A 14138-nucleotide genomic window follows, 5' to 3' on the forward strand; every position below is an offset into this window, starting at 1 on the left:
TCGAGGAACCATGACCGAGGCATTCATCTATGACGCGATCCGCACCCCACGCGGTCGCGGCAAGAAGAACGGCGCCCTGCACGGCGTCAAACCGCTCGACCTGGTGGTCGGGCTCATCGAGGAGCTGAAGGTCCGCTACCCCGGGCTCGATCCGGCGCTGATCGATGACATCGTCCTCGGCGTGGTCTCCCCGGTCGGCGATCAGGGCGCCGACATCGCCAAGACGGCGGCGCTCGCGGCCGGGCTGCCCGACACGGTGGCCGGTGTGCAGCTCAACCGGTTCTGCGGGTCGGGCCTCGAAGCGGTCAACACCGCGGCGCAGAAGGTGCGCTCGGGGTGGGAACAGCTGGTGATCGCCGGTGGCGTGGAGTCGATGTCGCGGATTCCGCTGGGCTCCGACGGTGGCGCCTGGGCGATGGACCCGGTCACCAACTACAACACCTACTTTGTCCCCCAGGGGGTGAGCGCGGACCTGATCGCCACCATCGAGGGCTTCACCCGCGAGGATGTCGACGCGTTCGCGGTGCGCTCGCAGCAGAAGGCGGCGGCGGCCAGGTCGGGTGGCTACTTCGCCAAGTCGATCGTGCCGGTGACCGACATCAACGGCGCCGTGCTGCTCGACCACGACGAGTTCATGCGCCCGGACACCACGGTCGAGAGCCTGGCCGGGCTGACCCCGTCGTTCGCGGCGATGGGGGAGATGGGCGGGTTCGACGCGGTCGCCCTGCAGCGCTACCACCACGTCGAGAAGATCGACCACGTCCACCACGCCGGTAACTCCTCGGGCATCGTCGACGGATCGGCGCTGGTGCTCATCGGCAGCGAATCCGCCGGTGCCGCGGCGGGTCTCACCCCGCGCGCCCGGGTCGTGGCGTCCGCGGTGAGCGGCAGCGACTCGACCATCATGCTGACCGGCCCGGTCCCGGCGACCGAGAAGGTGCTGGCGCTGGCCGGGCTCACCGTCGACGATATCGACCTGTTCGAGCTCAACGAGGCGTTCGCCTCGGTGGTGCTCAACTACCAGAAGAAGCTGGCGATCCCGGACGAGAAGCTCAACGTCAACGGCGGCGCCATCGCCATGGGGCACCCGCTGGGTGCCACCGGCGCCATGATCACCGGAACCATGGTCGACGAGCTCGAGCGGCGCGGCGCGCGGCGGGCGCTGATCACCCTGTGCATCGGCGGCGGCATGGGCATCGCCACCATCATCGAGCGCGTCTGAGCGCCGGACCCGGAGACAGAGGAAAGACCATGACAGAGAACATGATCGGCTGGGACCTCGGCACCGACCGGGTGCTCGTGCTCACCATCGACGACCCGAACCAGTCGACCAACACCATGACCGAGGCGTTCGCGCGCGACCTCACTGCCACGGTCGACCGGCTCGAAGCCGAGAAGGACAGCTACGACGGTGTCATCCTCACCTCGGGCAAGGACACCTTCTTCGCCGGTGGTGACCTGAACCTGTTGATGAACGCGACCCCGGAGACCGCGCCGGAGATCGCGCTCGGCCTCGACACCTACAAGGCCGCGTTCCGCCGGCTCGAGCGCCTCGGCAAGCCGGTGGTCGCCGCGATCAACGGGACCGCGCTGGGCGGCGGCTTCGAGGTCGCCCTGGCCACCCACCACCGCATCGCGCTCGACGCGAAGGGCAGCCTGCTCGGCCTGCCCGAGGTCACCTTCGGCCTGCTCCCCGGCGCCGGTGGTGTCACCCGGACGGTGCGGCTGCTCGGCATCACCGACGCGGTGCTCAACGTCGTGGGTCAGGGCCAGCGGATGAAGCCGGCGAAGGCGTTGCAGGCCGGGATCATCCACGAGGTCGCCGCCACCCGCGAGGAGATGTTCGACCGGGCTCGCGCCTGGATCGCGGCCAATCCCGAAGCGGCCCAGCCGTGGGATGTGAAGGGCTACAAGATCCCCGGCGGCACCCCGTCGAGCCCGGCGCTGGCGGCCAACCTGCCCGCGTTCCCGGCCAACGTGCGCAAGCAGCTCAAGGGCGCGCCGATGCCGGCGCCGATCGCGGTGCTGGCCACGGCCGTGGAGGGCGCGCAGGTCGACATCGACACCGCGTTCGCGATCGAGACCCGCTACTGCACCAACCTGATCTGCGGTCAGGTCTCCACCAACATGATCAAGTCCCTGTTCTTCGATCTGGGGACGATCAACAAGGGCGGCAGCCGCCCCGAAGGCTTCCCCGTGCGCACGCCGGAGAAGGTCCTCGTGCTCGGCGCGGGCATGATGGGCGCGGGCATCGCCTACGTGCAGGCCCGCGCCGGCATGCAGGTCGTGCTCAAGGACGTCACCCTCGAGGCGGCGCAGCGCGGCAAGGAGTACTCGCGCAAGCTGCTCGACAAGGCGCTGCGCAAGGGCGCGATCAGCCAGGACTCCTACGACGAGGTCCTGGGCCGTATCCACCCGACCGCCGACCCGGCCGACGCCGCGGGATGCGACTTCGTCGTCGAGGCGGTGTTCGAGGATCCGGGCCTGAAGCAGAAGGTGTTCGGCGAGATCGAGCACCTGGTGAACCCCGACGCGCTGCTCGGGTCCAACACCTCCACCCTGCCGATCACCGATCTGGCCACCGGGGTGCAGCGGCAGCAGGACTTCATCGGTCTGCACTTCTTCTCGCCGGTGGACAAGATGCCGCTGGTGGAGATCGTCGTCGGCGAACAGACCAGCGACGAGGCCATCGCCCGCGCCATCGACTACACCCTCGCGATCAAGAAGACCCCGATCGTGGTGAACGACAGCCGCGGCTTCTTCACCAGCCGGGTCATCGGCCAGTTCATGGACGAGGCGATCGCGCTGGTCGCCGAGGGCGTGCACCCGGCGTCGGTGGAACAGGCCGCCACCCAGGCCGGCTATCCGGTGGGCGCGCTGGCGCTGGCCGACGAGATCAATATGAAGCTGGCGCAGAAGATCCGGCGCAGCCTGCGCGAGAACCTGCTCGCCGAGGGCAAGCGCTGGACCGACTCCAAGGCGTACCCGCTCGTCGACGCGATGGTCGACGATTTCGACCGGCCCGGCCGGCTCGAGGGCCGCGGCTTCTACGAGTACGACGCCGACGGCAAGAAGCTCGGGCTGTGGTCCGGGCTGGTCGAGAAGTACACCCGCGACGATCACGGCATCTCGTTCGTGGACATGCAGGAGCGGATGCTGTTCGCCGAATCGCTGGACACCGTGCGGTGTTTCGACGAGGGCGTGCTGCGGACCGTGCCGGACGCGAACATCGGCTCCATCTTCGGTATCGGGTTCCCGGCGTGGACGGGTGGTGTCGTGCAGTACATCAACCAGTACGCGGGCGGTCTGGCCGGATTCGTGGCCCGCGCGGATGAGCTGCGGGCCGCCTACGGTGACCGGTTCGAGGTGCCGGAGTCGTTGCGCACCAAGGCCGCCGCCGGGGAAACGCTCGGCTGAGCGACATGACGACGGACACGACCTTCCGGCATCCGGTGCTGCCGGGCACCGGGGCCGCCTCCGCGCGCGGGGTGCGTGGTGACGGCAGGCGCGCGCATCGCAGGCGCGCCGTGGTCGCCGCCGCACGGGACGTGTTCGTCGTCAACGGCTATCACGGCGCGCGCATGGAGGAGATCAGTGCGCGCGCCGGGATCTCCAAGCCGGTGCTCTACGACCACTTCGCGAACAAGCTTGACCTGTATCTCGCGGTCCTGCAGCAGTATCTGGACCGGATGGTCGACGGTGTCCGCACCGCGGTCGCCGCCGAGACCACGCCCCGGTCCCGGGTGCGGGTGGCCGTCGCGGTGTACTTCGATTTCGTCGACGAGGATCCGGGCGGGCACGTGCTGGTCTTCGAATCACCGGTGCCGAGCGAACCGAGCATCGAATGGCGGGTGCGCAGCGCTCTGCGGGCGTGCGCCGACCTCGTGGCCGCCGAGCTGCGGGCGGTCGGGGTGGCCGCAGCACCCGCGGACATGTACGCCTGGAGCCTGGTCGGCGCCAGTCACCTCGCGGCCCGGCAGTGGCTCGACGCCGGCCGCCCGATCGCCAAGCACGACGCCGTCGACGTCACCGTCGCGCTGTGCTGGAACGGCCTGTCCGGGGTCCGACCGCAGTCTGGACACGAAAGACCTTCACCGCCAAAAGAACTCGATCCGCACAACTGAATGGACCGCAACGCCATGTCACCGTCCTTTGTCCTGCACGAATCCGATGACACCTTCCTCGCGTCCGCCCCGAATCGCTACGTGCACGTGGTCGACCTCGCCGCACCGCCGAGCGCCGTCTGGGCCGCGCTGACCGCCGACGACGCGCTGGTGTCGTGGTCCGGTGCCGTCACCGGGATGCGCTGGATCTCCCCGCGGCCCTACGGTATCGGCTCCACCCGGGTCGTCACCCTCGCCGGCGCGGCCGCCCTGACCGAACGCTTCTACCGCTGGGACGACGAACGCCGCATGACCTTCACCGTCGACTCGGCCTCCATCCCCGGCCTCCGCCGCTTCGCCGAAGACATCGACCTCACCCCCACCCCCACCGGCACCCGCCTGACCTGGACCTTCGCCGTCGAAGGCGGTGCGGCCCTACGCCCGCTCCTACGCCTCTCCGGCCCGATTACGAACCGCCTCACAGCCTCCATCGCCCGCGGCATCGTCCGCAAGGTCAACACCCCGGTCCACTGATTCGAGCCGTACGAGGCCCCCGACGGTGCGCAGCCACAGCCCGCGCCCGCCGGGGGCCTCGCCGTCGGGGGAGGGGAGTGGCAGCGTGCGGACGGGAGTCGCGCGGCGGGGGAGGGTGCTCCAGCAGAGGAGCTTGGGTAGAAGTCGAGAGCTATTTCGGGTCGAGGACTAGTGACTGATCTGGAACCGGTTGACTGCCAATTCTCCCAAAACATTAAGAGACGTAGATATGCGCATCTACTAATGATTAATCTCACCTTTACCCGAACTGTCAGACCCCAATCTCCCGTCCCAAAAAGAGGCTAAAGACGGAGGGGGTGGGTCCTCATGCTGTGGTGAGACCAGTTGTGCTGGTTTCAGTTCGAGCCGGTGGAGTGGCCGATCGGCTGCCTGGCGGTACCAGGTGGATTCTGGGTGGCCGGGTGCGCGGAGTCGGCGATGGTCTGGGCGGTGTGGAAGACGTCTTCGAGCATGGTGGGGGTGAGTCTGCCGGTGAAGGTGTTGTGGGGGCTGACGTGGTAGCAGCCGAGGATGGTGATCGTGCGGCCGTCCGGGTGGGTGAGGGTGAGCTCGGTGCCGTGGCCGAAGCGTGGGCGGGGGCGGGGTACCGTCCAGCCGCCTTCGGTGAGCACCGTGAAGAGGGCCTGCCAGCCGAAGGCGCCCAGGACGACGATGACCCGCACCGTCGGGGCCAGTAGTTCCAGCTCTCGGCTGAGGAAGGGGGCGCAGCGGTGACGTTCCTCGCTGGTCGGCTTGTTCTCCGGTGGGGCGCAGTGCACGGGAGCGGTGAGGCGCGTGTTGATGAGCCGGATGCCGTCGTCTACGCCGACCGGATGTGCGCCGGTCGCCAGTCCTACGGCGTGCAGCGCGGCGAAGAGGACGTCTCCGCTGCGGTCGCCGGTGAACATGCGGCCGGTGCGGTTGCCGCCGTTGGCGGCGGGCGCCAGGCCGACGACGAGGATCTCGGCGTCGGCGGGACCGAATCCGGGCACGGGGCGGGCCCAGTAGGTCTCGTCGCGGTAGGCGGCGCGTTTGACGCGGGCGGCCTCCTCCCGCCAGGCGACGAGGCGGGGACAGGCGCGACAGGTGCAGACGAGGCGGTCGAGGTCGGCGACGCTCCCGGCGTCTCGAGCCGCGAGCGGTGCGGTTTCCGGGGCGTCGCCGGCCATCGGCCCAGTCTAGTCCGCCTGGCTCGATGGACGACCGAACCGCCTGCGCGGTACCGCTGGTACCACGTACTGTGGGGCGCATGGTGTCCACAGAGATCGTGACCGCCGACGGAGTCGTGCGCGGTCGTGCGGGCCGTCGAGTCGTCAGCTGGCGAGCCCTTCCCTACGCGGCTGCGCCCGTCGGAGAACTCCGGTTCCGCGCGCCCCAACCCGTGCGACCGTGGACGGGGGTGCGCTCGGCGACGGAGTACGGCTTCGCCGCGATGCAGCACCCCAACGGTGCCCGCACCGGCCCCCGCACGTGGCAGCCGACCGGTGAGGACTGTCTGACCCTGAATGTGACCGCGCCGGCGACGCCGTCGGCGAGTCCGCGGCCGGTCATGGTGTTCATCCACGGCGGCGGGTACGTGATCGGTGCGGCGAGCATGTACTCGGGCGCCCGGTTGGCGGTGCGCGGCGACGTGGTCGTGGTGTCGGTGACCTACCGGCTCGGCGCCATGGGCTATGTCGATTTCAGCGAGTTCTCCACGCCGGAGCGGCCTTTCGAGTGGAATCTCGGGCTGCGGGATCAGGTCGCCGCGCTGGAATGGGTGCGGCGCAATATCGCCGCCTTCGGTGGTGACCCGGAGAATGTGACGATTTTCGGCGAGTCGGCGGGTGCGCACGCGGTGGTCGCGCTGCTGGCGACACCGGCCGCGAAGGGCCTGTTCCACCGGGCGATCGCGCAGAGCGCGCCCGCGGACTGGACCGCGGAGCCGGCGGAAGCGCGACGCTTCGCACGCAGCTGCCTGGAACGGCTGGGCGCCGATCCGGCCGACGCCGCGACCGTGCTGGCGACGACGCCGGCGAGCGAGCTGTGCCGGGCGGCCGATCGGGCGCTGTACCGGACGCTGCGGGAACGGCCGGGCAGTTTCCCGTACACGCCGGTGGTCGACGGGGAGTTCCTGCCGGAGGCGCCGATCGACGCGATCGCGGCGGGCCGTGCGCATCGGGTGCCGTTGATCATCGGGACGAACCGGGACGAGGCGACGCTGTTCCAGCGGTTCATGAAGTCGGTGCCGCACACGCCCGCCCAGCTCACCACCACGTTCGGACGCTGCGATCCGGGGGCAGAGCAGCGCGTGGTCCGGAGCTATCCCGGGTATCCGGCCGCGCGGACCGCGGTGCGGATCGGCGGTGACTTCATGTTCCTGCGGCCGACACTGGCTGTCCTGGAGGGTCACAGCCGGTTCGCGCCGACCTACGCCTACCGTTTCGACTACGCGCCACGTGCCGTGCGGCTGGCCGGGTTCGGTGCGACGCACGCGCTGGAGCTGGTGCCGGTGTTCGGTTGGGTGGACAGTCCGGTCGGCCGGGCGATGACGGTCGCGGGCGGGCGGCGGGCGTTCCGCGCGGTGCAGGACCACGTGCAGGACAACTGGGTGAGTTTCGCCCGGACCGGGGAGCCGCTCGCGGCGTGGTCGCCGTATACGGCCGAGCGGAGGGCGACCTGCATCATCGACCATCCGCCGCGGGTGCTGATCGATCCCGAGGCGGCGCGGCGGGAAGCCTGGCGCGATGTCCGGATCTCCGCGCTGGGTGGTTCGGTCGATCGGAAGAACGAGGCATGACGGTCGAGCTGGACGCGGGTCTGCTGGCGGAGCGGATCAGGGCGCTCTACGCCGAGGACGAGCAGATCCGGGCGGCGACGCCGCTCGAGGACGTGCACGCGGCGGTCACCACGCCGGGTCTGCCACTGGCACAGATCGTCTCGACGGTGATGACCGCCTACGCGGATCGGCCCGCGCTCGGTATCCGGCGCACCGAGCCGGTGGTCGAGGGCGGGCGGGTCACGCGGCGGCTGCTGCCGGAGTTCGAGTCGGTGACCTACGGCGAGGTGTGGGCGCGGGCTCGCGCGCTGGCTGCTGCGTGGCACGCCGCGGGGGTCGGGGCGGGGGATTTCGTCGCGACGCTCGGATTCACCGGGGCCGATTACACGGTGCTGGATCTGGCGACGATCCATCTGGCCGGGGTGGCGGTGCCGTTGCAGTCGGGTGCCGGTCTCGCGCAGTTGCGGTCGATCCTGGACGAGACGGGGCCGCGGGTGTTCGCGGTCGACACGGCGCATCTGGCGATCGCGGTCGAGGCGGTGCTGGCCGGTACGCCGCCGAATTCGCTGCTGGTGTTCGACTATCACGCGGACGACGACGATCACCGCGACGCGCTGGCCGCTGCCCGCGCCCGGCTGGCCACGGCGGGTTCGACGGTCATGCTGCACACCATCGACGAGGCGATCGCCGATGGCCGGGTCGCCGAGCCGGCGCCGCTGACGGTGCCGGGGCCGGACGAGGATCCGCTGGCGATGCTGATCTACACCTCCGGCAGTACGGGGACGCCGAAGGGCGCGATGTACACGCATCGGCTGGTGGCGGCGGGTTGGCAGCCCGCTCGCCCGGTGGCGGTGCTCAATGTGAACTTCCTGCCGATGAGCCATATCGCGGCGCGGTTGACGCTGACCGGTGTGCTGGCGCGGGGCGGGACGGCGTATTTCGCGGCGGCGCCGGATATGTCGACGTTGTTCGAGGACATCGAGCTGGTGCGGCCGACGGAGATCTTCCTGGTGCCGCGGGTGTGCGACATGATCCTGCAGCGGTTCCGTCGCGAGGTGGATCGGCGGTCGGGTCCGGGAGTGGATCCGGCGGCGCTGGCCGAGGAGGTGCGGACGGAGCTGCGCGAACAGTTCCTCGGCGGCCGGTTGATGACGGTGCTGTGTGGGAGCGCGCCGATCGCACCGGATCTGCGGGAGTTCGTGGAGTCGGTGTTGCGGTTGCGGTTGCACGACGGCTACGGGTCGACCGAGACCGGGGGCGGTGTCATCTTCGATACCAAGGTGATGCGGCCGCCGGTGCTGGACTACAAGCTGGTCGATGTGCCGGAGCTCGGCTATTTCGGGACGGACAAGCCGTATCCGCGGGGTGAGCTGCTGCTCAAGACGACCACGATGATCTCGGGCTATTACCGGCGTCCGGAGGTCACCGCGGAGGTGTTCGACGAGGACGGTTTCTGCCGCACGGGTGATGTGGTCGCCGAGCTGGCGCCGGATCGGCTGGCCTATGTGGATCGGCGCAACAATGTGCTGAAGCTGTCGCAGGGGGAGTTCGTGACGGTGTCGCGGCTCGAGGCGGTGTTCGCGGGGGCGGATCTGGTGCGGCAGATCTTCGTGTACGGCAGCAGTGAGCGGGCGTATCTGCTGGCGGTGGTGGTGCCGACGGAGGCGGCGCTGGCCGGGCCTGCCGAGGAGGTGCGGGCCGCGGTGAGTGCGTCGTTGCAGCGGGTGGCGGTGGCAGCGGAGCTGGAGCCGTATGAGATCCCGCGTGATTTCTTGCTCGAGACCGAGCCGTTCTCGATCGCGAACGGCCTGCTGTCGGGGGTCGGGAAGTTGTTGCGGCCCAAGCTGAAGCAGTGGTACGGCCCGCGGCTGGAGGCGCTGTACGACGATGTCGCGCGGGATCAGGAAGCGGAGTTGCAGCGGCTGCGCCGCGACGCTGCCGGTCTGCCGGTGTACGAGACGGTGGCGCGGGCGGCGCGCGCGGTGCTCGGGTGTTCGGCCACCGAGTTGCGGCCCGAGGCGCGGTTCGGTGATCTGGGTGGGGATTCGCTGGCGGCGCTGTCGTATTCGACGCTGCTGCGGGAGTTGCTCGGGGTCGAGGTGCCGGTGAACGTGTTGCTCGGACCGGACAGTGATCTGGCGCGGATCGCGGACTATGTCGGTCGGGAGCGCGAACCGGGTGCGCGGCGAACCGATGTCGAGGCGGTGCACGGTGTGGGTGCGACCGAGATCCGCGCGGCGGATCTCACGCTGGCGAAGTTCCTCGACGCGGGGATGTTGGATCGTGCCCGGGGGCTGCCGTCCGCCACGGTGCCGCCGTCCACGGTGCTGATCACAGGGGCGAACGGCTATCTGGGGCGGTTTCTGCTGCTGACCTGGCTGGAGCGGTTGGCGCCGCTGGGTGGTCGGGTGATCTGCGTGGTGCGGGGTGGGGACGCGGCTGCCGCGCGTGCACGTCTGGCGGCGGCGTTCGAGACCGATCCGGCACTGGCCGAGCACTTCCGCGCGCTCGCCGACGGTGTGCTCGAGGTGGTGCCGGGGGATATCGGGGAGCCGGATCTCGGGCTGTCCGCGGCGGAGTGGCGGCGGCTGGCCGAGGAGGTGGATCTGATCGTGCATTCGGCGGCGCTGGTGAATCATGTGCTGCCGTATGGGCAGTTGTTCGGTCCGAATGTGGTCGGGACCGCCGAGGTGATCCGGCTGGCGTCGACGGCGACGCGCAAGCCGGTGAGTTATCTGTCGACCGTGGCGGTGGCGGCGCAGGGGGAGTCGTTCGCCGAGGACGGTGACGTGCGGGTGATGAGTCCGGTCCGGCGGGTGGACGCGAGCTACGCGAACGGGTACGGCAACAGCAAGTGGGCCGGTGAGGTGTTGTTGCGGGAGGCGTCGGAGCGGTTCGGGTTGCCGGTGGCGGTGTTCCGGTCGGACATGATCCTGGCGCACAGCGACTATCCCGGTCAGGTGAATGTGCCCGACGTGTTCACCCGGTTGCTGTTGAGTGTGCTCGTGACCGGTCTCGCGCCCGCGTCGTTCTATCTGACCGACGCCAACGGGCGGCGGCAGCGCGCGCACTACGACGGGTTGCCTGCCGATTTCGTCGCCGCGGCGGTGACGGGGCTGGGTGCGGCGGCGGTGACGGGGTACCGGACCTTCGATGTGGTCAATCCGCACGACGACGGTGTTTCGCTGGACAGTTTCGTGGATTGGCTGATCGAGGCGGGGCATCGGATCGATCGGATCGATGACTACGCCGACTGGTTCGCGCGTTTCGAGACGGCGCTGCGCGCGCTGCCGGAGGAGCAGCGCAAGCACACGCTGCTGCCGCTGTTGCAGGCGCATCGTCGTCCGGGGCGGCCGCTACCGGGTTCGGCGCTGCCCGCCGAGGGATTCCGGGCGGCGGTGCGGGCGGCGGGGATCGGTGCGGAGCGCGATATCCCGCACCTGGGTCCGGAGCTGATCGGCAAGTATGTCCGCGATCTGGCCGGGCTCGGTCTGCTCGGTCTCCGAAGCGAATAGCGGTCCGGGTCAGTGGGATTCGCCCTGGGCCGTGGCGAGCAGCGGCGTGCTGGGGGCTGATGGCGGCGCCGGTCGGGGGACCTCGCCGCGCAGGGTGGTCCGGGTGATCAGGGCGTTGCGGGTGGCGCTGCGGATCTCGCGGGCGAGGTCGGCGACGACGGCCGGTGCGTTGCCGCGCTGATGGCGCAGCGCACCGGCGACCAGTCGCAGGGCGAGGGCGGGGGTGTGCAGGTCGGCGGGTGGGCGGGTGCGGGAGAAGATGCCGGTGGTGATCCGGGCCAGTTCGGGGTCGGTGGTGGCGCGGCGGTAGAGCTCGATCTCCAAGGGGTGCATGGCTTCGCCGCGGGCGAGGCGGTTGGTCCAGTGGAAGATGGCGCGGCAGTCGATGATGCGGCGGCGTTCCCACTCGTGCAGCGCCCGGTCGAGTGCGGCCGGGTCGTCGAGGGTGGCGGCCACCGTCTCCCCGAGTAGTCGGCCGTAGCGTAGGGCGTCGCGGATGCCCTGGGCGGTCACCGGGTCCTTGAAGTGGCCGGAGTCGCCGGGCAGTGCCCAGCCGGGGCCGGTGGATCGGCGGAAGTAGGAGGCGATGCCGGTGGCCGAGCGGACGCGGCCGACGCGTTCGCAGCCGTCGAGCCGGGCGGCGAGGGCGGGAATTCGGGCGACGGCGTCGGTGTAGCGGCGTTCGGCTTCGCCCGGGCCGGAGCGTTCCCGGCTCGCCGGTGGCTGGACCAGGCTCAGGACCAAGCCGTCGTCGCAGGGGAACGCGGTGCCGAGATCGGCGCCTGCGCGCCATTGGGCGGCGGTGTCGCGCGGGGTGTCGCCGTGGTCGCGCCAGTACGCGTAGTAGCAGTCGCGGCCGCTGGGGACGGTGAGGAACGGTTCGTCGGCACCGACGGCGCGGGCGATGGTGCTGTGCCTGCCGTCGGCGCCGACGACCAGTGCGGCGCGGATCTCGACGACGGCGCCGGTGCGGTCGGTGTAGCGGACGCCGGCGCAGCGATCGCCTGCCCAGAGGACGGAGGTGACCCGGCAGCGGGTGCGGACGTCGGCGCCCGCGGCGATCGCGGCGCGCACGAGGACGTCGTCGAGGCCGGTGCGGCGCACGCACATGGCGTAGTCGATGCCGTCGACGGTGGGGAAGGTGGAGGTGATGCCGTAGCCGGCGCCTTCGGCGTAGGCCTGGGTCAGCCGGGGTGCGCCGAGGGCCTCGACGTCGGCGAGGACGCCCAGCGTCCGGAGTTCGGCGAGTCCGGCGGGCCAGAGCAGGTGGGTGGACAGGGTTTCCGAGGGCAGGGGTGCGGCGTCGAGGACGATGACGCTGCGGCCCGCTCGTGCCGACGTCACTGCGGTCGCCGCGCCGGCGCAGCGCGCGCCGACGATGACGACGTCGGCCGACTCGGCCGAGGTGACGGGGGAATCGAGCATGGGTACCGCCTCGGTCATCGAGTCTCGGACAGTGTGTCCGAGAAGATGATCCGGTCGGCGGCGACCACTGTCAACAGAGCGTGGCGGCAGCGGATTCACGGTCGCTCGGCCGTTGCCGGTCCACGGCGGTGGTCGCGGGGCACAATGGGCGCATGGTCGACGCACGTGGGCTCGCGGCCGAGCAGTTCGGGAGCCGCCGATGTCCTCGCTGACCCGTGTTCCGCGGTCGGCGCGGAAGTCGCCCGGTGACCGTCGTTCGGAGTTCGAGCCGCGGGTGTTGCGGGCGGTGGAGGATCTGCTGGCCGACGGCACTCCGTTCACCGAGCTGGCGGTGCAGCGGATCGCCGCCGCGTCGGGGTCGGCCAGATCCACCTTCTACCGGTATTTTCCGGACAAGAGCAGTCTGCTGGTGCGGCTGGGTGAGCTGGCCACCGCCGATCTGTTCGCGGCCGCGGAGCGGTGGTGGAGTGCCGAGCGCACCGAGCGGCAGGCCGGTGTCGTCGATGCCGCTGCCGCGATGATCGAGGGGGTGCGGGCGCACCGCTATCTGTTGCTGGCGTTGAGTGAGGTCGCCGCGTACGACCGGGAGGTCGGCGCCTACTGGCGGGCGCGGGTGGCCGCGTTCACCGAGCTGGTCGGGGCGCGGCTGGCGGCGGATCGGGCGGCGGGACGGGTCGCCGCGCAGCTGGATCCGCGCGCCACCGCGGTGATCCTGACCTCGATGGTCGAGCGCACGATGGCCGTGGCCTGCTCCGCCGACACCGGGATCGAGGACGGGGAGCTGGCCGCGGCGCTGGGGCGGGCCATCTGGCTCGTCGTCTACGGCGACGCGCCCTGACCGGTCAGCGGAGGGCGGCGTCGGGGGCGAAGGAGGTGAGTCCGACGTCGCGGTACTTGTTGACGAGCTGCTGGTATTTGCGCCGGTTGCGGGCCATGGGGGAGTCGGTGACGGTCGCGGGCAGGCGGTCGAAGGCCACCCGCAGGGCGGTGGTGATCGCCTGGAATTCGCGGTCGTGGCGGCGAGTCCAGCGGTAGGGCATGTGGGCGCGCACGTCGGGGTGCATGATGCCGCAGCCGAGCACCATCAGGAGGTGGCCGAGCGCGGGTGAGCTGAGCCGCCACAGCGGTCCGGAGGCGGCGGGCAGGAAGAACGGTCGCGGGGCGTGCCGGACGGTGGCGACGGCGGTGGCCAGGGCGGGGGTGGGCCGGAGTTCGGTGGCGGCCAGGTGGGCGTAGTGGGCGACGAGTTCGGTGTAGTCCTCGATCGGTCGCGACTTGCCGGGCAGGTGCAGGCCGGCGGTCTTGTGCCGGTAGTGGTCCCAGATGGCCTGGTTCTCGGCGCGGGTCGGTTCGCCGTCGGTGAGGGCGAGGTAGGCGCCGCGCTGGACGAAGAAGGTGGAGTACAGGATCCAGTTCCAGGATTGGGGGTTGAGCGCGGAGTACCGTTCGCCGTCCGGGCCGACGCCTTTGACGTCGCGGTGCAGCACCATCAGGCGTTCGGCTTCGGTCGCCCGGTCGGGGTCTTCGCCGTGGTAGATCAGCTGGTCGGCGGCGGCGGTGCGGACCGCGCGGGCCCACGGTTCGGTGCGTGCGCGTCCGGTGTCCTCCAGGGCCGCGGAGACCGGCGGCAGCATCGTCTGGTCGAACAGGCCGACGCCGAAGAGGCTGAACAGCACGGAGCCGCCGACCCGTTCGAAGCGGGCGACGGCGTCGGAGACGTGGTCGGGCGTCGTCGCGGTCGCGAGGTGGGGCACGGGGCAGGTCATGGGAACTCCTTTGTTCCGGCGCTATTCTGGTGTCATG

10 protein-coding genes are annotated in these 14138 nt (G+C 70.5%); 7 read left to right on the plus strand and 3 right to left on the minus strand.

Annotated elements, in window-relative coordinates; translation table 11 throughout:
• Positions 1-10: 10 nt before the first annotated feature.
• The 4 genes from ACFYWJ_RS21745 to ACFYWJ_RS21760 are packed head-to-tail and all read left to right on the plus strand — an operon-like array spanning position 11 to position 4637.
• Positions 11-1222, plus strand: a complete 1212-nt coding sequence (locus ACFYWJ_RS21745) for an acetyl-CoA C-acetyltransferase (protein WP_355272281.1) — start codon at positions 11-13, stop codon at positions 1220-1222.
• Between the two features lie 29 nt (positions 1223-1251).
• Positions 1252-3417 (plus strand): 3-hydroxyacyl-CoA dehydrogenase NAD-binding domain-containing protein, encoded by a 2166-nt coding sequence (locus ACFYWJ_RS21750; protein ID WP_355272279.1) that lies wholly within the window; start codon positions 1252-1254, stop codon positions 3415-3417.
• 5 nt (positions 3418-3422) lie between these two features.
• Positions 3423-4124 carry a TetR/AcrR family transcriptional regulator gene (locus ACFYWJ_RS21755; protein ID WP_355272277.1) on the plus strand — a complete coding sequence of 234 codons (702 nt, stop codon included), beginning with the start codon at positions 3423-3425 and terminating at the stop codon, positions 4122-4124.
• Positions 4125-4139: 15 nt separating this feature from the next.
• Positions 4140-4637 (plus strand): SRPBCC family protein, encoded by a 498-nt coding sequence (locus ACFYWJ_RS21760; protein WP_355272276.1) that lies wholly within the window; start codon positions 4140-4142, stop codon positions 4635-4637.
• Between the two features lie 356 nt (positions 4638-4993).
• Here the strand turns inward: ACFYWJ_RS21760 and ACFYWJ_RS21765 are convergent, their stop codons facing one another.
• Positions 4994-5806, minus strand: a complete 813-nt coding sequence (locus ACFYWJ_RS21765) for a uracil-DNA glycosylase (protein ID WP_355272274.1) — start codon at positions 5804-5806, stop codon at positions 4994-4996.
• An 80-nt stretch (positions 5807-5886) separates the two neighbouring features.
• Here ACFYWJ_RS21765 and ACFYWJ_RS21770 point away from each other — a divergent pair, with 80 nt between their 5' ends.
• Both ACFYWJ_RS21770 and car read left to right on the plus strand, forming a co-directional pair.
• Positions 5887-7416 (plus strand): carboxylesterase/lipase family protein, encoded by a 1530-nt coding sequence (locus ACFYWJ_RS21770; RefSeq protein ID WP_355272272.1) that lies wholly within the window; start codon positions 5887-5889, stop codon positions 7414-7416.
• On the plus strand, positions 7413-10910 hold the full coding sequence (gene car, locus ACFYWJ_RS21775; RefSeq protein WP_355272270.1) for a carboxylic acid reductase: 3498 nt from the start codon (positions 7413-7415) through the stop codon (positions 10908-10910). The genes ACFYWJ_RS21770 and car overlap by 4 nt, the downstream gene beginning before the upstream one ends.
• 9 nt (positions 10911-10919) lie before the next feature.
• On the opposite strand, the gene ACFYWJ_RS21780 is transcribed toward car, so the two are convergent.
• Positions 10920-12335 (minus strand): NAD(P)/FAD-dependent oxidoreductase, encoded by a 1416-nt coding sequence (locus tag ACFYWJ_RS21780; protein ID WP_355272269.1) that lies wholly within the window; start codon positions 12333-12335, stop codon positions 10920-10922.
• Between the two features lie 199 nt (positions 12336-12534).
• On the opposite strand from ACFYWJ_RS21780, the gene ACFYWJ_RS21785 reads away from it, so the two are divergent.
• Positions 12535-13173 carry a TetR/AcrR family transcriptional regulator gene (locus tag ACFYWJ_RS21785; protein ID WP_355272268.1) on the plus strand — a complete coding sequence of 213 codons (639 nt, stop codon included), beginning with the start codon at positions 12535-12537 and terminating at the stop codon, positions 13171-13173.
• A gap of 4 nt (positions 13174-13177) precedes the next feature.
• Here the strand turns inward: ACFYWJ_RS21785 and ACFYWJ_RS21790 are convergent, their stop codons facing one another.
• Entirely contained in the window at positions 13178-14101 is a 924-nt protein-coding gene (locus ACFYWJ_RS21790) for an oxygenase MpaB family protein (RefSeq protein ID WP_355272266.1), read from the minus strand.
• Positions 14102-14138 lie beyond the last annotated feature (37 nt).

Origin of the sequence: Nocardia sp. NPDC003269, assembly GCF_042888005.1 — a bacterium.
Lineage (GTDB): Bacteria > Actinomycetota > Actinomycetes > Mycobacteriales > Mycobacteriaceae > Nocardia.